This window comes from Chitinophaga sedimenti (assembly GCF_023156195.1).
Lineage (GTDB): Bacteria > Bacteroidota > Bacteroidia > Chitinophagales > Chitinophagaceae > Chitinophaga > Chitinophaga sedimenti.
On sequence record NZ_JAKUKA010000001.1, the window covers coordinates 4,672,504 to 4,691,786 of the forward strand.

22 protein-coding genes, 6 tRNA genes and 1 pseudogene are annotated in these 19,283 nt (G+C 50.9%); 22 read left to right on the forward strand and 7 right to left on the reverse strand.

Annotation, left to right across the window (positions count from 1 at the left end):
* Positions 1-2 precede the first annotated feature (2 nt).
* The 6 genes from MKQ70_RS26620 to MKQ70_RS26645 all read right to left on the reverse strand — a co-directional run bounded on the left by MKQ70_RS26620 (position 3) and on the right by MKQ70_RS26645 (position 4,909).
* The gene (locus tag MKQ70_RS26620; RefSeq protein ID WP_248075639.1) at positions 3-1,655 is read right to left on the reverse strand and encodes a RagB/SusD family nutrient uptake outer membrane protein; all 1,653 of its coding nucleotides are present in this window, start codon (positions 1,653-1,655) and stop codon (positions 3-5) included.
* Between the two features lie 64 nt (positions 1,656-1,719).
* A complete protein-coding gene (locus MKQ70_RS26625) occupies positions 1,720-2,598 on the reverse strand; it encodes a SusC/RagA family TonB-linked outer membrane protein (protein WP_248075641.1) in 879 nt (292 codons plus the stop codon).
* The gene (locus MKQ70_RS26630; protein WP_248075643.1) at positions 2,585-3,424 is read right to left on the reverse strand and encodes a SusC/RagA family TonB-linked outer membrane protein; all 840 of its coding nucleotides are present in this window, start codon (positions 3,422-3,424) and stop codon (positions 2,585-2,587) included. Before MKQ70_RS26630 ends, MKQ70_RS26625 begins: the two co-directional genes overlap by 14 nt.
* A complete protein-coding gene (locus MKQ70_RS26635) occupies positions 3,397-4,182 on the reverse strand; it encodes a SusC/RagA family TonB-linked outer membrane protein (protein ID WP_248075645.1) in 786 nt (261 codons plus the stop codon). Before MKQ70_RS26635 ends, MKQ70_RS26630 begins: the two co-directional genes overlap by 28 nt.
* Positions 4,176-4,754 (reverse strand): TonB-dependent receptor plug domain-containing protein, encoded by a 579-nt coding sequence (locus MKQ70_RS26640; RefSeq protein WP_248075647.1) that lies wholly within the window; start codon positions 4,752-4,754, stop codon positions 4,176-4,178. Before MKQ70_RS26640 ends, MKQ70_RS26635 begins: the two co-directional genes overlap by 7 nt.
* A complete protein-coding gene (locus MKQ70_RS26645; protein ID WP_248075649.1) occupies positions 4,751-4,909 on the reverse strand; it encodes a hypothetical protein in 159 nt (52 codons plus the stop codon). Before MKQ70_RS26645 ends, MKQ70_RS26640 begins: the two co-directional genes overlap by 4 nt.
* 583 nt (positions 4,910-5,492) lie before the next feature.
* Between MKQ70_RS26645 and MKQ70_RS39650 the strand changes: the two genes are divergently transcribed.
* The 12 genes from MKQ70_RS39650 to MKQ70_RS26705 all read left to right on the forward strand — a co-directional run bounded on the left by MKQ70_RS39650 (position 5,493) and on the right by MKQ70_RS26705 (position 11,964).
* Positions 5,493-6,023 (forward strand): glycoside hydrolase family 10-like protein, encoded by a 531-nt coding sequence (locus MKQ70_RS39650; RefSeq protein WP_282456742.1) that lies wholly within the window; start codon positions 5,493-5,495, stop codon positions 6,021-6,023.
* Positions 6,020-8,116 (forward strand): family 10 glycosylhydrolase, encoded by a 2,097-nt coding sequence (locus tag MKQ70_RS39655; RefSeq protein ID WP_308199196.1) that lies wholly within the window; start codon positions 6,020-6,022, stop codon positions 8,114-8,116. Before MKQ70_RS39650 ends, MKQ70_RS39655 begins: the two co-directional genes overlap by 4 nt.
* Before the next feature lie 708 nt (positions 8,117-8,824).
* A complete protein-coding gene (locus tag MKQ70_RS26660) occupies positions 8,825-8,980 on the forward strand; it encodes a hypothetical protein (protein ID WP_248075651.1) in 156 nt (51 codons plus the stop codon).
* Positions 8,981-9,056: 76 nt separating this feature from the next.
* Positions 9,057-9,129, forward strand: a tRNA-Ile gene (locus MKQ70_RS26665).
* Positions 9,130-9,158: 29 nt separating this feature from the next.
* Positions 9,159-9,231, forward strand: a tRNA-Lys gene (locus MKQ70_RS26670).
* Positions 9,232-9,303: 72 nt separating this feature from the next.
* Positions 9,304-9,375, forward strand: a tRNA-Lys gene (locus tag MKQ70_RS26675).
* A 13-nt stretch (positions 9,376-9,388) separates the two neighbouring features.
* Positions 9,389-9,461 (forward strand) — tRNA-Ile (locus MKQ70_RS26680).
* Between the two features lie 190 nt (positions 9,462-9,651).
* Positions 9,652-9,725 (forward strand) — tRNA-His (locus MKQ70_RS26685).
* 15 nt (positions 9,726-9,740) lie between these two features.
* A tRNA-Gln gene (locus tag MKQ70_RS26690) sits at positions 9,741-9,816 on the forward strand.
* 27 nt (positions 9,817-9,843) lie between these two features.
* Positions 9,844-10,329, forward strand: coding sequence for a ribonuclease H-like YkuK family protein (locus MKQ70_RS26695; RefSeq protein WP_248075653.1), 486 nt, complete (start codon positions 9,844-9,846; stop codon positions 10,327-10,329).
* 541 nt (positions 10,330-10,870) lie between these two features.
* Positions 10,871-11,770, forward strand: coding sequence for a slipin family protein (locus MKQ70_RS26700; RefSeq protein ID WP_248075655.1), 900 nt, complete (start codon positions 10,871-10,873; stop codon positions 11,768-11,770).
* Positions 11,767-11,964 carry an SPFH domain-containing protein gene (locus MKQ70_RS26705; protein WP_248075657.1) on the forward strand — a complete coding sequence of 66 codons (198 nt, stop codon included), beginning with the start codon at positions 11,767-11,769 and terminating at the stop codon, positions 11,962-11,964. Before MKQ70_RS26700 ends, MKQ70_RS26705 begins: the two co-directional genes overlap by 4 nt.
* A gap of 80 nt (positions 11,965-12,044) precedes the next feature.
* Here the strand turns inward: MKQ70_RS26705 and MKQ70_RS26710 are convergent, their stop codons facing one another.
* Positions 12,045-12,314 carry a hypothetical protein gene (locus MKQ70_RS26710; protein WP_248075658.1) on the reverse strand — a complete coding sequence of 90 codons (270 nt, stop codon included), beginning with the start codon at positions 12,312-12,314 and terminating at the stop codon, positions 12,045-12,047.
* A gap of 89 nt (positions 12,315-12,403) precedes the next feature.
* On the opposite strand from MKQ70_RS26710, the gene MKQ70_RS26715 reads away from it, so the two are divergent.
* The 10 genes and pseudogenes from MKQ70_RS26715 to MKQ70_RS26760 all read left to right on the forward strand — a co-directional run bounded on the left by MKQ70_RS26715 (position 12,404) and on the right by MKQ70_RS26760 (position 19,222).
* Complete coding sequence (locus MKQ70_RS26715; protein WP_248075659.1) at positions 12,404-12,991, forward strand: RNA polymerase sigma factor; 588 nt, start codon at positions 12,404-12,406, stop codon at positions 12,989-12,991.
* Between the two features lie 83 nt (positions 12,992-13,074).
* A complete protein-coding gene (locus MKQ70_RS26720) occupies positions 13,075-13,461 on the forward strand; it encodes a hypothetical protein (RefSeq protein ID WP_248075660.1) in 387 nt (128 codons plus the stop codon).
* Positions 13,406-13,687, forward strand: coding sequence for a hypothetical protein (locus MKQ70_RS26725; protein WP_248075661.1), 282 nt, complete (start codon positions 13,406-13,408; stop codon positions 13,685-13,687). Before MKQ70_RS26720 ends, MKQ70_RS26725 begins: the two co-directional genes overlap by 56 nt.
* A complete protein-coding gene (locus MKQ70_RS26730) occupies positions 13,660-14,238 on the forward strand; it encodes a FecR family protein (protein ID WP_248075662.1) in 579 nt (192 codons plus the stop codon). The genes MKQ70_RS26725 and MKQ70_RS26730 overlap by 28 nt, the downstream gene beginning before the upstream one ends.
* Before the next feature lie 255 nt (positions 14,239-14,493).
* Positions 14,494-14,742 carry a hypothetical protein gene (locus MKQ70_RS26735; protein ID WP_248075663.1) on the forward strand — a complete coding sequence of 83 codons (249 nt, stop codon included), beginning with the start codon at positions 14,494-14,496 and terminating at the stop codon, positions 14,740-14,742.
* A 76-nt stretch (positions 14,743-14,818) separates the two neighbouring features.
* On the forward strand, positions 14,819-15,052 hold the full coding sequence (locus MKQ70_RS26740) for a carboxypeptidase-like regulatory domain-containing protein (protein ID WP_308199542.1): 234 nt from the start codon (positions 14,819-14,821) through the stop codon (positions 15,050-15,052).
* 57 nt (positions 15,053-15,109) lie between these two features.
* Positions 15,110-15,988: pseudogene (locus MKQ70_RS26745) on the forward strand (TonB-dependent receptor plug domain-containing protein); the annotation flags it as partial.
* A complete protein-coding gene (locus MKQ70_RS26750) occupies positions 15,922-17,541 on the forward strand; it encodes a TonB-dependent receptor domain-containing protein (protein WP_248075668.1) in 1,620 nt (539 codons plus the stop codon). The pseudogene MKQ70_RS26745 and the gene MKQ70_RS26750, both read left to right, overlap by 67 nt.
* Positions 17,538-17,759, forward strand: a complete 222-nt coding sequence (locus MKQ70_RS26755; RefSeq protein ID WP_248075670.1) for a hypothetical protein — start codon at positions 17,538-17,540, stop codon at positions 17,757-17,759. The genes MKQ70_RS26750 and MKQ70_RS26755 overlap by 4 nt, the downstream gene beginning before the upstream one ends.
* A 20-nt stretch (positions 17,760-17,779) precedes the next feature.
* Positions 17,780-19,222, forward strand: coding sequence for a RagB/SusD family nutrient uptake outer membrane protein (locus MKQ70_RS26760; RefSeq protein WP_248075672.1), 1,443 nt, complete (start codon positions 17,780-17,782; stop codon positions 19,220-19,222).
* Positions 19,223-19,283: the final 61 nt, after the last annotated feature.

Sequence of the window (19,283 nt, forward strand, 5' to 3'; positions counted from 1 at the left end):
TTTTACCAGGGTTTGATTTGTGATAAACCAATATTGGCCTGCAGTTCGGAGGTAATGATGGGCATGTAGTACAGCGCTTTGGTAAACTGCCTGTTCGTATCGTCCGCATCCACCACTTCATATTTAAAGGTGCCACCGTTCGGCGTTACCTTATGTCCGTGGAATTTCACCCCGTTCAGCACTATATGCGCTTTGCGCCAGCGGCGGAGGTCCCAGTAACGGTGCCCTTCGAACGCCAGTTCCACGATACGCTCATGTTCAATAGCTAACATCATTTGTTCTACCGTTACCGCATTGGTCACCGGCAGGTTTACACGATCACGCACGGCCTTCAGCGAAGTGCGCGCGCCTTCCAGGTTGTTGGTTTTTGCTTTTGCTTCCGCGTTAATGAGCAGTACTTCCGCATAACGCATCTCGCTCCAGCTCTGTGTACTTTTCAACTGGGGGAAATTGGTTGCCGTCGGGTTCAGCATTTTACGGGCGTAGTAACCGGTAACGGTGGTTTTAGGATCCGTGGTAGAACCATATTGCACCCAGCCTTCTACAGAACCCGGTGTAGTGTTGATGGTGCGGCTTTTCCAGGCAGCACCGTTGTACAGGATCGACGCGTAGAAGCGCGGCTCGCGTCCAACATAAGGTGTGGCAGCCTGCGTGGCGTTACCCCAGCTGAACTCATCGCCATTCGCCATTTCAAATTCATCTACCAGTTCCGCGGTAGGCACACCGTAAACCAGGCAGGCATCGGGATAATCACCCTTTGGCGCGAAACCCAGATCGTACGCATGCGTCATGGTTGGCGCTACATAATCCAGCTTGAACAATGCTTCCTTCGTGGTCTTATTAGTAAACGCGTCGGCGAAGTTGTTCTCAAGTTTATAGTAACCCTCATTCGCCAGTTGAATCACCGAGTCCGATGCCTCCGCCGCATTCTTATAATAAAGCTGTGCATTAGCGTTATTGATGCCGGTTAACGGATCGTCGTTGAATTGTTTCTTATCATAGTCTGCGATGGACGCTGCGTACAGCCAGGTGCGCGCCAGCATGCCGAACGCGGCTCCTTTTGTAGCACGGCCGGTACCGGTGCTGGGCCATTCTTTAGGCAGGTTGGCCGCCGCAAAAGCAAAGTCATTTGCAATAAACTTGTAGCAATCTTCTTCCGATGCACGCTCGTGTTTATACTCGCTGTACTGGTTAATATTATCCAGCAGGATTACACTGCCATGCAGTTTTACCAGCCAGAAGTACACATAACCGCGGATAAAGCGGGCTTCAGCCTCATACCGTTTTTTAGACAGCTCGTCCACTTTCGCGTAGTTGGCCAGGCCGTTCAAAAATTCATTGATCCTGCGGATGCGCGTGTAACCGGTGCCCCAATAGTTTAGGTGGGGACTAGCGGCGTTTACGCGGGTGGCATCGAGCGCCAATAGGTTGATGGTACCGTTACCGGCCACCATCGACGTGTATTTCAACAAATCGGTTAAACCATCGGTGTTACCGCTATAACCAATCGGGAATTCGCCGAAGGCAAAGGTCTTGAACTCGCTGTACATACCCACGATGTACAGTTCCATGTTTGCGGGATTCGCAAAGACGGTGGCTTCGGTGTAACGGTCGGGCGGCGTAATATCTATACTACAGCTGCTCAGGCCCGTCATAGCACCTGCGAGGAGGCAGGCATTTTTATGTTGATGAGTTTATTGATCTTCATGAAGCTCTTTTTTAGAAGGTTACGTTAACACCAACGGAATACATGCGCTGCTGCGGATAGAAACCATTGTTTACGTTCGGCATCTCGGGATCGAGGTATTTCAGTTTGTCCCAGGTTACCAGGTTAAAGCCGGATACATAAGCGCGGATCGATTCGATCTTCGCTGCTTTCAGCAGGTTTTTCGGCACGGTGTAACCCAGCTGGGCGGATTTGATACGCAGGTAAGACCCGTCGCGGATCCAGCCGGAGTTAATATGTGCGTTGTGCGCAGACTGAGAAGATTTGTAAGCGGTTAAGCGTGGCAGGGTAGCATTTGGATTGTCCGGAGTCCAGGCATTTTCTACCAGGAAGTAAGGCGCATTACCATAACCATAAAAAGCTTTGGTGAACGGCGTATTATCATCCACACCGGAAGTTCCGCTGGAACCTTCATAAGTACCCGCCAGTGATACATCGCACAGCGCGGCGCCCTGGAACAGCGTATTAAAATCAAACTGACCGTAGCCCAGGCTGATGTTTAAACCGTACATCAGTTCAGGCATGTTGCTGCGACCGATCACGGTGAAATCATCTGTACGGGTAATGCGTCCGTCGCCGTTCAGGTCGCGGTAACGCCAGAAGCCCGGCGCTACGATGCCGCTTGGAGATGGTGCATCATAGGCTTCTTCCCAGCTCTGGTACATCCCATCGGCAATGAAACCGTATTTAGTACCAATCGGGCGGCCGATCAAACTAAGACCAGCAGCAGCGCCCGCATTCTGTGCACGACGCAGTACTTTGTTGCGCGCCCAGTTGAAGTTACCGGTTACGCTGTAGTTGAATTTGCCGATGTTATTATTATGGCGAATCTGCAGGTCAATACCACGGTTATCCATTTTACCATAGTTCACGCTGGAAGGCGCATAACCACCAGGGAGGCAGGTACCTGCGAACCGGGATTGTCCAGATATCCGTTGTTAACTTATAGAAGTATTCAAAATCAAAACCCAGTTTGCCTTTGTAGAAGATCGTTTCGAAACCGGCGCTGTAAGAAGTAGCTGTTTCCCAATGCACATCAACGTTCGGGGGATTGTTGGTATACAAAGCCTGAACCGGCTTGCCACCAATCACCATAACGGGATCGGAAGTCAGCTGGTAAGTCTGCATGTATGCAAACGCACCGTTGCCACGATCATTACCGAGGCGACCCACAGAACCTTTCAGCTTAACAAAATCTATCTCAGGAATATTACTGAGGAAGTCTTCTTTGCTCAAAACCCAGCCCAAACCCACTGCCGGGAAAGCCGCCCAGCGGTTTTGTTTCGCGAAGTTGACGGACGCGTCCCAACGGTTCGCTACTTCCAATAAATACTTCTCTTTGTAGTTGTAGTTCAAACGAGCCACAAGGCCCGCGCGGGAGTTACTGATGCTGCTGCTGCCGGTGGGAGAAATAAAATCTTCGGTGGCAGAGCTGCCGTAGTCAATCTCTTTAATATCCGTAAGACGGAAATTGGCGGCGCCCGTCGAAAACACGCTGGTACCCGCCTGTGACCATTCATATAGCACGAGGCCCGTTACACTATGATCACCAAAACTATTGCTGTAGTTGATACTTGGCTGGAATGTTTTACGGTAGTTCTGCGCATAAGACTGGCGCAGGGTATTACGCGTAACACCCGGTTGCGTGGTAATCACTTCCCAGTTGCCAGTCACCTGGTCGCGGTTGCGGCCGCGCATTTCATAGGGGTGAGCCAGCCTTTGTTTTCGGTGGATGTTTTATCATATGCAGTTACCAATTTCACTTCCAGTCCTTTTACATAAGGTATTTTTAACCCGATGTTCATCTGGCCGTTAAACACGTTAGACTCCGAATTCTGGAAACCAGATCTTTCTACAGAAGCGATGGGGTTAATCCAGCCGGCATTTGAATAATAAGAAACAGGATAACCGTCAGGCGAGTACATAGGCATGTTAGGCAACATGCGTACGGCCTGGTAGAACGGGTTCATGTAAGCGGTATTGTCCGGCGAAATACCCGGTGTACGGCCCTGTTGCTGACGGGCAGCGATGTTCATGCCCACGGTGAGTAATTCGCTCAGTTCCGCCTGCACGTTGGCGCGCACGTTGTAACGTTTGAAGCCGGTGTTTTTCACAACGCCGTCCTGGCTCAGCATACCGGCCGTAGTGAAGTATTTCACCTTGTCGGTACCGCCACGCACTTCCACGTTGTGTTGTTGCGAATAAGCTTTATTGTCGAGCAGGAGACCCAGCCAATCGGTATTACCGAGCATCGGGTTGGTGTTGGTGCCGTTACGTACCGCATCGATCTGTTCCTGTGTATAAGTATAAGGAGTAGGACCTGCGCCGGTGTGCTCGCGGTAGTCGTTATCCATGTCGGTGCCTTTATTATACCATTGCATATAATCGGGACCATCGAGGAATTTCGGGAAACGCGTGTTTTCATTGCGGGTTACCGCTCCATTATAACTTACCACGGCGCGTTGGTTCTTTCCTTTTTAGTAGTGATGAGGATGATACCATTTGCCGCCTGCAAACCATATACTGCTGTCGACACCGCATCTTTCAGAATGGTGATCGATTCAATTTCATTCGGATCGAGGTTGCTGAAGGAGGGGCGTTGCACATCATCAATAATGATCATGGGCGCAGCGCCGCCGCTGTAAGTGCCTGTACCGCGAATGCGCAGGGTAGCATCGTCGGCCCCGGGGCGTCCGCTTTGCTGCAGCGTGGTGAGGCCGGGCAGGCGGCCTGCCAGCATGTTGGTTACGTTCATGGCGGGCATTTGTTTCAGCTGTTCGCCATTGATCTGCGATACAGAGCCCACCACCGTAGAGCGGCGTTGCTGGCCGTAACCCATAATTACTACCTCGCCGAGGCCGGTGCTGCTTTCGGCCAGCACCACTTTAATTTCTTTGTTAGTAGGGACAGTTAAAGTAGACGTGGTGTAACCGGTCATACTAACAGTAATGGTTACGTTGGCGCCGCTGGCCTTCACCTGGAAGGCGCCCGTAACATCGGCAGCGAGTACCGCTTTGGGGTCCTTCACCGGATAGTAGCGCCGGGCAAAGCTTCGCCTTTGGCGTCTTTCACGGTGCCTTTCACCGTGATCGTCTGCGCCGATAGTACCCCAAGCTGCAGTATCCCCAGTAATAGGAGCAATAACCTGCGCAGGGTTTTTAAAGAACGTGTTGACTGATTCATAATAGAACTTGATGTTTATAAAATTTCGGTTGATCTTATCTGTGTTTTCATAACGGAACAGCAATAGCCATATTACCGGCAGGCTGCTTACCGGAATTTTCTGCTGCTTTGTGACTAAATGACCTCACGGCCCGTGTTGATTTTAAAATGTGTGCAGCACTGTGGTTGATGCAGTATTGCGACCCTCTAACTGGAATAATTTCATAACGGTTTCTGGTATTCATACAGGCTTTACTTACACACTTGCGGTTATAGGTATAATTAATATATAGTTACCCGCGCCAATCAGCCTACTTATTTATTTATTTTAAAAACTTAGGCTAATATCATAAAATTATTTTGTTATCCCAACGCTTTTTAAAAAAATTATTTAACAAGATAGCAGGAATGACACTTTATTCGAGAAAAGGATGATATGGGGTAAATTAATACTACAGCGCTTTGATGCGCCTTTATGCCGATATGATGCAGACTCGACGGCCAAATCAGCCGATAAATGCAAGAACGTGCGGTAATTTCATGCAAAAACTTGCAAATACCGGAAAGTTCATCTAAATTAGGAAGGTCAACCAAACCTCACGTCATGATACGAACTTTACCCCTTCTGCTGCTTTGCAGCGTCCTTTCTCATTTTAGTATCGCCCAAACGGCCCCTAAACGCGAACTACGCGGCGCATGGATTGCCACGTACGCCAACATCGACTGGCCCAATAGAACGCAAACGCCTGCCCAGCAACGCGCTGCGTTTCTCAGCATCGTTGATCACCACAAGGCAACGGGCATTACGTCTTTATTTATACAGGTACGCAGCCAATGTGACGCACTTTACCCCAGCGCGATTGATCCCTGGAGCGCGGACCTCACGGGCACACAGGGTGTTGGGCCATCTACCCCCTGGGACCCCATGCAGTTCATGATCGAAGAATGTCACAAACGGGGCATTGAGTTTCATGCATGGATCAATCCGTACCGCGCGGTGGCCAACAGCAATAACCTCGCTTCATTTGCGGCCAGCCATGTAGCAAAGCAGCACCCTGACTGGCTGCTGAGCCAGGGCACTTTACGGGTACTGACCCTGGTATACCACAGGTGCGTGATTATATTACAAGCGTGATTACCGATATCGTGAACCGTTATGACGTGGATGGTATTCACTTCGACGATTACTTTTATCCGCCGGCAGCTGCAGCGGGCGTTACTCCTTACAACGACGACAGCACCTACAACGCCGATCCACGTGGCATCACTGTACGCGGCGACTGGCGCAGGGATAATGTGAACCTGCTCATCAGCCGGTTGTACGACACGATCAAAGTATTAAAACCCTGGGTGAAGTTTGGCGTGTCGCCTTCCGGTATTTACCGCAACAGCACTAACCCCGACATCGGTACTGCCACCAGCGGCCTCGAACATTACACCACCTTGTATGCCGACACCAAACGCTGGTTACAGGAAGGCTGGGTGGATTATATTATGCCGCAGGTGTACTGGTACATGGGACAACCCGGCGCCAATTACAGCGTGATCGTCCCCTGGTGGAACAATAATGCCAACAACCGCCACATTTATATTGGTCTGGCCGGTTACAAAGTGAATGACCCTGCACAGGGCGTTAACTGGGCTAACCCTTCGCAGATACCGAACGAGGTGCGTTATAACCGGAGTTTTGCGAACGTGTATGGACAGGCGGTATACAATACTTCCAGCATGCGCGTAACAACCAAACTAGGTTTCCGCGATTCGCTCCGGCTTGATTTTTACAGCCGTCCTGCATTGCAACCTTCCATGCCCTGGCGCGACAGCATAGCGCCCGATGCGCCGGCGAATTTTTATGCAGCTGTGTCCAGCGCCGATTCGATCACCCTTACCTGGGAAAAGCCCGTATTCAATGGCAATGAAAGCGACAGGGCACGCCAGTTCGCGATTTACCGCAGCACTTCACCGTTTATTAATATTGACAGTGTAAGCAACCTGTTGGCGATAACAAATACCGATACCACGCTTTTTATTGATAAAAATATTCTACCCAACACGGCTTACTATTATCTCGTTACCTCGCTCGATCGATACCATAACGAAAGCGTGATATCGAATACCAGTACAAACGTGGTACCGGAGATTATTTGTCCGGGTAACCAGGAATTACCAATGAACGCGAACTGCTCGGCTACCATGCCGGACTATACCGGCCTTGCGCTGGTGAACGACACGACAGGCATCAGCATTTCGCAGACGCCTGCCGCGGGTGCGCCGGTGGCGGGCAGTGCGCTCGTTACGCTCGTGGCAACCAATGCGGGCGGCAAGTCGGACACCTGTTACTTTAGCGTAACTACTGTGGATACGACTGCTCCTTTACTTACCGGCGCCATCGCGAATGGCGGCAGCGCTACGGAGAGTGGTTGCTCGTTTACCGCAGGCACACAATACGACCTAACGGTGATCGACTGTTCGCCGGTGACTTACAGTTACACGCTCACGTATAATGGCGCCACCAGTGCTGTCGTGAATGCCAGCAGTCTGCAGGGTGTTACCTTTGCACAGGGCACTACTACCGTGAACTGGACCGTAACGGATGCCGGCGGCAATGTATCGCAGTACACCAACAGCATCGTGGTAGCTGACCAAACGGCACCGGTCATCAGCCAGGTAATTGCAACACCGCCGGTACTCGTACTCCCGAATAACCAGCTGCGCAACGTTACGCTGTACTACACCGCCAGCGATAACTGCGGACCGGTAAACACCAGCATAAGCGTTACCTGCAACGATCCGAACGCAGGCAACGATTGGGAAATTACAGACAGCCACCACCTGAAACTAAGAGCGGTACGCAGCAAAACCGGTCAGTATCGCGTGTACACGATCACTGTTACGGCCACGGATGCAGCAGGCAATGTGAGTACACAACAGGTACAGGTTTGCGTGGTACAGTTCCTTTATGGCTTCGGCGAAGTTGCGCCGAACCAGCTGGATGTAAGTGTTAAACCCAATCCAAGCCCGAACCAGTTTATCCTTACGCTGAAGAGCAAAGTGGCCGCGCCGCTGAATCTCCGCGTGATCGATATCAACGGCAGAATTATTGAAAACCGCAATAACGTAGCTGCTAACAGCACGATCACGATCGGCTCTAACTATGCGCCAGGCATTTACTTCGCAGAAGTAACGCAGGGCACGTCCAGGCAGGTGCTGACGCTGATAAAACTGTAAGCAGGTAAATTTTGATTTTTTTCTTCTTGCTTAATTATGCACGGGCTGGTCCATTCGGACCGGCCCTTTTTATAGGTAAACACTCAAGAAAACAACGAGCAGTCTCCAAGTGCAGGACAAGCGTTAGATAAAGTCAAGATAATACCAGTATAAAGGCACTTAATACGGACTTAACGTGGACATGAGGTGGACTTAATGCGATATTATCTTGATAGACAATGCGTTACTTTTGTAGCACATAATCATTCTAACTGATTACCAGAGTGTTACAGGCCATTTGTAGGACATAATCACCATTTTAACTGATGCTATTTAAACTGTAGTTACAGTGAGTAACACAACGGCGGCTTAGGAAGAATTTGCAGCTGGTAACAAATTTTTTTTCAGTGTTGATAATTGATTTCATCTGTTTGAAAAAGATGCAGTTAGCATGACTTACTAACGGGAACAAATACACGCTTTACAAACTATTTTATAAAAAATATTTTGCGGATTAAAAAATCCGCTACACCTTTGCAATGTTAAAATTATCATAAAATGATGTCACCAATTTATAATCAAATAGCAAAACATAGCAGCGAGGGCCTGAGAGGCTTCGTTGACCGCAGGGCGGGTTATGTCATGGAATAAGTTGGAAGACTGATTCAATATAACTGAAGCCCTGCAAGAGATTGCGGGGCTTTTCTTTTTGCATAAAACTTTAAAAACATGATGCGCAGACAACTCAGCATGTACATATGGTTTAACATCGACGGCGGCAAACGACAGTTTGGCAAGGGCAACCTGTGCGCGCATTCGATTACCCCTATAGGCATTTTGTTAGCTGAAGCAACACATATACGACCTTTTTATAACCGCACGTAAGTGATTACTGTGCAGGATAAGAAACCGGTCGTACGAAATGCGACCGGGTTTTTTATTTGTTCCATTGTATACCCAGTGGCCCATGGCTTAACGGTTAAAGCGGCTGCCTGATACGCAGCAGATTGTAGGTTCGAATCCTACTGGGCCAACATCTAGCCCCAAAAGAACGCCAGATTTTCGGTTTGTAGCTCAACTGGCAAAGCTCCTGTCTCTTAAACAGGAAGTTGCAGGTTCAAATCCTGCCAGACCGACCGATGCACACGCATGGTCCGATGCGCGCTCATCCGCGCAGCGCCGATTCATCCCCGGCAGGACCATCGCTTCAACCTGTAGCTCAATGGTGGAGCTCCTGTCTTTTAAACAGAGGGCTGTTGGTTCGAGTCCAGCCAGGTTGACGTTTGACTCCGATGGTCCGTAGCTCAATGGTGGGAGCGGCTGCCTTATACGCAGATGGATGCCGGTTCAAGTCCGGCCGGACCAACGAAAGATTGACCCGTTGCGGAATAAATAGCGCAGCTGACTTCTGGCCGGTTGCTGGTTCGATTCCTGCCGGTTAACGAAACGGGCCATGGCCCGCTCATACGCGTCGGTAGTTTAAAGTGGCGAGCACATTCATTGACACCTTGGGAGGTCGGGGGTTCGAATCCCTTACGGCGCGCAAAAAATAAAATGGTGCTGGTAGTTCAGCGGTTAGAATACCCGGCTGTGAACCGGGAGAGCAGGGTTCGAATCCCGCCAGTCACCCAACAAAAATTAAACAACAGCTGGTGGTTTAACCGAGTAAAAATTTCATGCTTTGACCATGAAGATGCAGGTTCGAATCCTGCCTGGCTGTCTTAAATAAAAATTCAATAAATGAAGCCATGGAACAGCGTAACAGCTGGCGGCGGCTGAATGGAATGATCGTTGAAACGCCCATCAGGGAAGAAGTGCGGCAGGTATTGCTGGACGAAAAAGAAAAAGGGCATGCAATGAAAGTTTGCATTGGGACCGATAGCCAGGTAAAAGGCAGGTGCACGGAGTTTGCCACCGTGATCGTATTTCTACGGAAAGGAAAGGGCGGATTTATGTATATCCGCAAAGAGGAATTACACCGCAAGATGAGCATCAAGGAAAGGATGCTGGATGAAGTAGCGAAAACACTGGACATCGCTTACCAACTCACCGACCTCTTTACCGCATTTAATGTGGACATGGAGGTGCATGCGGACATCAACACCAACCCGGCATTTAAAAGTAACGACGCACTAAAAGAAGCAATGGGTTACATCATGGGGATGGGATTTTCCTTTAAGATGAAACCACATGCGTTTGCCAGCTCCAGCTGTGCGAATAAAATGGTGCAGTAAAAATATTGCGGCGGCAAAAGGCCAATGCGAAAGACAGGCAGCTTGTCCATAGACCCGGAACAGTGATCGTGGTTTTTACAAGGCCACGGACTGCAGCGGTAGTAACCGGCTGTATCGGCCACTGGAGGCGAGGATAGGTGTCTTTAATCTGTGTGTTGGAAGTTCGATCCTTCCCCTTCTGACAGAAGGTAACTCAGTTGGTAGAGTAACAGAAAACAACTCAGCCTGAACAGCTGAATATGGACTCAAAACCCATCAATGACAGAGGACGTTGCCCTCACTAAAAACAACGGAAAAAGACCGGTAGTCCTATTATCCCAGTTCGTTCGGCAAAAGGCCGGTAAAACGAGACAACAACCGGCGCCTCACCAGCGGGAATGCTGGCGCATGCAGGGGTGGCGCGTATTGTACGGACATCCGGGCGAAAGCCGGGACCCTGCTTTACGCAGCCCTTCATGCTGAGGCTTTCCTCCGTGCAGGCGCAGGGGGAGCGGATGCGGTCTTTTTCTATTTTTTGATTTTAAAAACTGTTTAACCCATCATGAAACGATTGATTGTAAACAAATGGCAGATAGCGGTCGTATTCCGCAACAAAACTTACCACCGCATACTTACGGCCGGTACACACTGGCTGCGCTGGGACGATATTGCACTGGTATACCAGATGAATGAACCATACAACTCGGGTAAAGACCTCGACGTAATGTTGCAGGACGAAATGTTCCGCAACGCTGTACACCTGGTGGAGGTGAAAGACAATGAACTGGTGCTGGTTTACGAAAACGGCATCCTGAAACAAGTATTAACCACCGGCCGGTACACGTATTGGAAAGGCCTGGTAGAATACCGTTTCGAACGAATGGACATCAGCAAAGCGGACATCACCGAAGAAGTGGACCGCAGCACGCTGGGCAACAAATTACTATCCGCACACGTGCGCAGCGCCACGGTGAGCAACCATGAAAAAGGTTTGCTGTTCATCGACGGGAAGTACGTGCAGTTGCTGGAGCCTGGTGTATACCACTGGTGGAACGGAAAAATGAGCATACAGGTTGCGATGGCAGATACCCGCCAGTTGCAGGCAGAGATCAGCGGACAGGAAATACTGACCAAAGACAAAGCCACACTGCGTATAAACGCACGGGCACAATACCGCCTGAGCGATATTCAGAAAGCGATGCTTGACGTGAAAGATTACGACAAGCAATTGCACGTAAGACTGCAGTTAGCGCTTCGTGAAACGGTGGGCGAGTTAACGCTGGATGAGTTAATGGAACGCAAAAACGCGCTGGACGCTACCTTGCTGAGCCGTGTAAATACGGGCGACTTAGGCATAAGCGTAAGTGCCATCGGCATCCGCGACATCATACTGCCGGGCGATATGCGCGAAATCATGAACCAGGTACTGATGGCCGAAAAAAGGCCCAGGCCAACATCGTGATGCGCCGCGAAGAAACCGCGAGCACGCGCAGCCTTTTGAACACGGCAAAGCTGATGGAAGACAACCCGATGCTGTTCAAATTGAAGGAAATGGAATACGTAGAAAAGATCGCGGAAAAAATCGGCAGCCTGAGCGTAAACGGCGACGGCGGCATCGTGGACGGACTGCGTAAAATCCTGACCGGAACAAAATAAATATTATCTCTTCTAATTTCGTGTGGAAGCGGGTCGGCTCTTTGCGCCGGCCCTTCTTTTTCTTGTATGTTGATAAGAGATTACGCGAAAAAGCTAAGTCCCTGTATATGGAACGACCAGCTCAGGATACCCATTGGCATACAAATAAGGGCGAGCACAACGGCGACTACGTCTTCCCAGGTCTTTTTGTCCTTTACGAACAAAACCGACGGGAACGCAACCAGGAAAACAATAGTGCAAACGATCGCCGCGGTAAGCGGAGTTTGCAGATGGCGGGTGGCCAGCATGTAGCCTAAAGCGCCAAGACCACACGCAGCGGTAACCAGCAAGAGTTTGGTAATATTTTTCATAATTCGGTGTGCGAATATAATACATGGATTTTTTGCAGTCAACCCTCCTTTAATTTGGATAATTGCCCGAAGCACCTATCTTTAAGAGCGTGCAGTCCGCCGTCCACGATAAAGAACTGTTCCGCCTGGTGGCGGAAGGAGATGAAGCCGCGTTTCGCCGGCTGTTTCACGCCTATGTACCCAAGCTGCTGCCCGCCGTGCAACACCTCACGAAAAATGCAGCAGTGACGGAAGATATTTTACAGGAAGCCTTTTTAAAAGTGTGGCTCAGCCGCGACAAACTCCCGGAAGTGGAACACCCGCGGGCCTGGCTCACCAAAATCGTGTACCACCAATGCTTTTCTTATTTACGGCGGCAGGCGGTGCATGATAAAGCCCTGCACGTTATTGGCGAGCAGCCCGAAGCGACGAGCATGGAAGACGATCTTGCGTTTAACCGGCTGCTGCGTACCGTAGCCGAAGCGGTGCAAGCGCTGCCACCCCAGGCGAAAAAAATTTACCTGCTGAGCCGGGAAGGGAATTTAAAGATCCCGGAAATCGCCGCCCAACTGGGACTATCACCCAACACGGTAAAAAATTCGCTGGTACGGTCGCTACAAGCAATCCGTGAGCAACTGGCCGAAGCGGGACATGTGTTACCCCTCGCTGTACTATGGCTGTTTTTGTTCGGAGAATAATTTTTTTAACCCGATAGGTCCTAATCGTTCACCTGCGCGTCTTAATTAATACGGGCCTGCCCCGATCCTTAAAAAACAATCTCTTGGAACCACGCGAACGTATTGCATTCCTCAGCTCCCGGGCAATTAATGAATCGGCCACCGCGGCCGAACTGGACGAGTTATGCGTACTGCTGCAGCAGTACCCTGACTCCGAACTGCCAGCCCCGCTGGAGGATCTGCTGCAAACTGCCCCTCCCGTTTCGTACGACAACGCTCACTGGGACACCATCGCTTCGCGCGTCGGCGGCGGCCGACCATCTTACTACTCAAATTGTTCCAATGCGCCACCATCGCTGGATGTGGGCGGCGGCGGGCATCGCTTTGGCCATTGCCGCAGGAAGCTACCTGCTTACCCGGCCAACAGCACCCGCTTTGCCTGCCGTAGCGAAACAAACCGAGCAACCGGCAATTACGCCGGGCGGCAATAAAGCAACGCTCATTCTCGGCGACGGTACTGCGATTACACTGGACAGCGCCGCCAATGGCGCGCTTGGACGACAGGGCAACATGCAGGTCGTAAAAACCGGGAATGGGCAACTGGCGTATCAATCGGCCGGCCAGTCTGTGCGTGCTGAAATATTATTTAATACCATCGTTACACCGCGCGGCGGCAAATACAGGTATTATTGCCCGACGGAAGCAAAGTTTGGCTGAACGCCGCTTCCACCCTGCGTTACCCCACCACCTTCAATGGCACCCGCAGCGTAGAGCTTTCGGGCGAAGCTTATTTCGAAATTGCACCCAATGCAGGCCAGCCTTTCGAAGTCCGCAATGGCAATAATACCATTGAAGTGCTGGGCACGGCCTTTAATATTATGGCGTATGAAGATGAAGCAACGACATCCACCACGTTACTCAGCGGCGCGGTAAAAGTGAACGGGCAAAAGATTTTACCGGGACAGTGCGCCAGCATCAGTCGCCAGAACGGGCAGCTGGCCATATTAGACCATGTGAACACCGAAGCGGCGGTAGCGTGGAAAAACGGTTATATCCAGTTCGAGGGGCAGGACATTCGCGCGGCCATGCGGCTGATCAGCCGCTGGTACGATGTGGCGGTGGAATACCGGGGCGATGTGCCCTCGCATTTCCGGGGCACGATCCCGAGCAATGTACCGGTAACAGAAGTATTAAAAATGATGCAAATGACAGAAGAAGTAACCTTTGATATCAGCGGTCGAACGATTATCGTATCGCCCGGCAAATAATTTTATCAGCTAAAATTCCACGTAATATGAGTCCCTGATATGTACTGCACCAACCGGCGGACATAAAAAGCCGGAAGTGTTCGCACCACTTCCGGCGGCATTAAGGTCTGCAAAGAACATCGATTTCGGCAATATTCATTTCTTACCCTAACCATACAAATGTATGCAAACAACGCTTTTTCCCAAAGCAGGCGCCATCGTCATGCCAGTGGTGAAAAACATTTTCCACGCTTATTCGTAAAAACGTTACTGATCATGAAATTTACGGTGCTTTTGATGACCATCGCCATGCTGCAGGTTCATGCGGCCGGCTATGGGCAAACGGTGAGCCTGGCTCACCGCAAAGTCCCGCTGCAGAAGGTGTTTACCGACATCCGGAAACAAACCGGCTTTACATTTCTGTATACGGACGAGCAGCTGTCCAATGCCAGGGATATATCCGTACAGGCGCGAAACATCCCCTTAAAAGAAGCCCGGATATGTGTTTCCGCGATCAGCCCTTAACCTACAGCATTACTGGTCAAACCATCATCATTAAAGAAAAACGGCCGTTGCTGAGACCCCGCTACCTGCGGAGGAAATTACGGTAAAAGGGCGGGTGACGGATGATAAAGGCCAGCCCATTCCAGGCGCGGCAATACAGTTGAAAGGCACCTCGCGCGGGGTGACCACCAACGAAAACGGGGAGTATAGCATTACTGTTCCTTCGGAAGATGCGATACTGCTCGTATCCTCGCTCGGTTTTGACCGGCAGGAGATCGCTCTTGGCGGCCGCAGCACCATTAACCTCACCCCTGGCCACGGCGGTTTCTAAAATTAATGAGCTGGTGATCGTGGGGTATGGCGAGCAGAAAAAGGAACACTTACGAATTCCATTACTACCATATCTACCAAAGAATTCCAGGAAGCGCCGGTGAACCGCCTGGACCAGGTATTACAGGGCCGCTCACCGGGTGTTACCGTGACCAATGCTACGGGCGCGCCCGGTGGCAGCGTGCGCATCCGAATCCGGGGCTCCAATTCTATTAACGGCGACAACTCTCCACTGTACGTTGTGGACGGTTTTGTAGGCGCAGAGTTTTCCTCTGTGAATCCAGACGATATTGAAACCCTGCAAATCCTGAAAGATGCTTCTGCCACCGCAATCTTCGGTAGCCGCGGTGCGAACGGTGTAATCATCGTAACCACGCGCAAAGGCACAAAGGGTGGCCTTAAAGTAAATGCCACCACACGCCAGGGCATGTCGCAGGTAATTAAGAAAATGGATTTGCTGAATGCCGGCGACTTCGCTGAAACCGCCAATGCGCGGGCCGCGGCGGTGGGCACGGCCAGGCCGTTCACCGAAGCACAGGTAGCGGAGTTTAAAGAAAAAGGCGGCACCGACTGGCAGGATGAAATATTCCGCAGCGCGTTCAGCCAGGAGTATTTATTGAATATATCCGGCGGCACCGACAAAGGCGGCTACTTCCTTTCCGGCGGCTATCTGAACCAGGATGGCATCATTAAAAATTCTTCTTTTAAAAGATACATCCTGCGCTCGAACATCAACGCAAAAATGACCGATAAAATATCGGCTACACTGAACATCGTGGGCATTTACACCTCCGCGCAAAACATCGACATCGTGGCCGATGGCCCCCACAGCCCGATTGCGCAGGCCATGACTGGTCCCCCACGCTGCCGGTGCGCAACGCGATGGGCGGTTACACGGCGACGGACCCCATCAGCTCCGTGTTCTTTAATCCAGTAGCGCTTACCACCGACCAGTTGAATGTAACGGACCGTGTGCTGGCTAACATGATCGGCGGTTTTAAATATGAGGACATTGTACCCGGCCTTTCTTTCAACCTGCAATACGGTGTTAACTACCTTGGTTACGACAACAAAACGTTCGCCGGCAAGGTGGTGAATTCCGGTTCTTCATCCGCGAGCCTGCGCTCTAATAAAGAATTCCGGCTGCAGAACAGCAACACGCTTAATTATCACCGCAGCTTCGGTCACCACACGATCGATTTAACCGGGGTAATGGAGTATCAGCAATCGACCTACAACTATGTAGCGGCGGGCGCGAGCAACCTCACTTATGAGAGCTTCATGTGGAACAACCTGGCGCAAGGCACTGCGGGTAATCCAAGCTCCGGTTATTCAAAAAACTCGATCTTTTCGCTGGTAGGCCGCGCGATGTACGGTTATAAGGACAAGTATTTATTATCAGCCGCGCTGCGTCGTGACGGTTCTTCCAAGTTTGTTGGTGACAACAAGTACGCGTATTTCCCTTCCGTTTCTGCGGGATGGGTGTTATCTGAAGAAGATTTCCTGAAAGATGCGGGCATGTTCAGTCTGGTGAAAATCCGCGGCAGCTGGGGCTGGACGGGCAACGAGGGCATCGGCGCTTATAGCACATACTCTGCGTACGGCAACCGGGTGGCGTCATTTACCAACGGCACTTCTGTGACCGGCCTCGTACTGAACAACATCGGCAACCCGGAACTGAAGTGGGAAACGACCGAACAGAAAAACCTCGGCATAGAGCTGGGCATCATGAACAACCGGTTTACGCTCACCGCCGATGTGTTCCAGAAAGATACCCGCGACCTGTTGCTGACGGAGCTGCTGCCATTCTACCTGGGCGGGAACCCGATTACGCGCAACGTAGGCGCTGTACAAAACAAAGGGCTGGAAATAGCGCTGGAAGGTATGGTGATCGATAAAGGAGCATTTACCTGGAACAGCTGGTTAAATTTTTCCTTCATTAAGAACCGGGTGCAATCCATCGGCAACAGCGATATCATTTTCGACAACAACCGCAAACTGGGTGGTGGCATGTCGCCCCAGCCGGAATTTATCGTACGGCCGGGCGATCCACTGGGCGCTATCTGGGGACTTACCTACCTCGGCACCTGGAAACCGGGCGACGAAACCAAGGCGAATGAATTTGGCGCCAAACCCGGTGATGCGCGTTACCTCGACAAAAACACTGATGGTGTGATTGATGCCGAAGATTACGACGTGATCGGCAATGGGATCCCTACCTTCTCTCTTGGCTTTAACAATACTTTCAATTATAAAAACTTCTCGCTGAACTTTTTGCTGCATGCGCTTACCGGGTTCGACAGGCTGAACTACAACAATGCAGCCACCATGTACCTTGGCGGCGACGCACGCGAGGCCACGAACGTACAGATCAAAGACCGCTACATTCCTGGTGTGAATGAGACTTCGAACATCCCGGCGTTCAGCACCACGAACCGCAACTTTACCCAGAGTACGCGCTTTTTGGAAAAAGCAGATTTTTACGGTTGAAGAACGTGAGCCTTGCCTACACAATACCGAAAGCGAAAATCGCCGGCAAAATGGGCGTACGCGTATTTGTGAGCGCCACGAACCTGTTTACTATTACCGGCTATAGTGGTATTGATCCCGAGGCCAGCAGCTCGGCTGGCGATATCCGCCAGGGCATTGATTACGGCGCTTACCCGAACGTTAAAACTTACACCGCAGGTCTTACACTCAGTTTTTAAATTGATAAAAGAAATTTTTCATGAAGAAGTTATATATCCTCGCAGCATTTTTTATCGCCACCAGCTGCACCAAAGCACTGGAAGAAGATCCGCAGGGACTGGTGATCGGTTCGGAAGGCCTCAGCAGCGAAGCCGGCCTGGAAGCCGCGCTCACCGGCGCTTATGGTGCACTCATGGTACCCTGGGAAAGTGGCTTTACCACGGTGGGCCAAATCGCCATGTGTATGGGCGCTGATGATCTCACGACGCATCCCGGTTCCAATAAAGAAGACTTCCGCGAGTTCGACCGGTTCAACGTTTCATCGCTGAATAGCCGTATGACGCCCATCTGGCGCGGTTGTTACAAAACGATTCAGTCTACCACCAACATCATCAACAACTATCAGCAAATAAAAGATGGCAATGAAGCCACGATCAAGGTAATCGTGGGCGAAGCATATTTCCTTCGCGGGCTTTGCTACTATTGGCTTACACGCAGCTGGGGCGAAGTGCCGATCATCCCTTCTGAAAAGTACAGTTCGGAATATTTGAGCCTGAAGAAAAGCACACCGCAGGAAGTGTACAAAGTAGTAGAAGCCGATCTTACGAAAGCAGAAGAGCTGGTGCCGAATACGCGCCGCGCGCCCGGCAGACCCAATAAGGGATCGGTGAAAGCGTTGCTGGCGGATGTGTACCTGACGCAAGGCGGCTGGCCTATTAAAGACCAGGGCAAGTATGCGCTGGCGGCGAGTAAGGCCAAAGAGGTGATCGACAATAAAACCACGTATGGCTTTGACCTTTATATGGATGGTTTCCTGAAAATCTTTGCAGGTAATACGAAGGAAGATGTGTTTGCATTTTATACACGCGGCCAGTGGATCACGTATAACTCGTTCTATGGCTTATCCACCATGCCCGAAGACGAAGGTGGCTGGAGCGACTTTTTTCCTGAGCTGAAATTCTTTAACGAGTTTCCGGCGGGTTCGCGTAAAGACGCAACGTTCTCCACTTCCTTTGTGGTAGGCGCCAATACCATTCCCTGGGAGAATACCACGACAAAGCATCCTTACTATAAAAAATTCACGATCCAGAGCGGCACGAAAAACACCTATATGAGCAATAGCCCGGTGATCATGATCCGCTACGCCCACGTTTTGCTGATATATGCCGAGGCCCAGGCACGCTCGGGAGCTGCACCGGACGCGCAGGCATACGACGCACTGAACGCAGTACGCCAGCGGGCGGGTCTGCTGCCGGTTTCCGGCTTAACGCCTGCCGACTTCATTAACGCTGTAGTCGACGAGCGTAAATGGGAATTTGCCGGCGAATGGAGCCGCTGGTTCGACCTGGTACGGCTGGAAAAAGTGGAAGAAGCCAACGCGGTAAAAGCGCCCGGCGACCTTACACCTTCCGGCCCCATCACAAAAGCACAATACCTGTTGCCCATTCCAGGTGCGGATGCGCAGGTGAACCCGAATCTTTAAAAACACTCCCGCCCCGTAAGGCGGTAACCCTCTTTATACCGACGTCAGCACGAAACAAGCG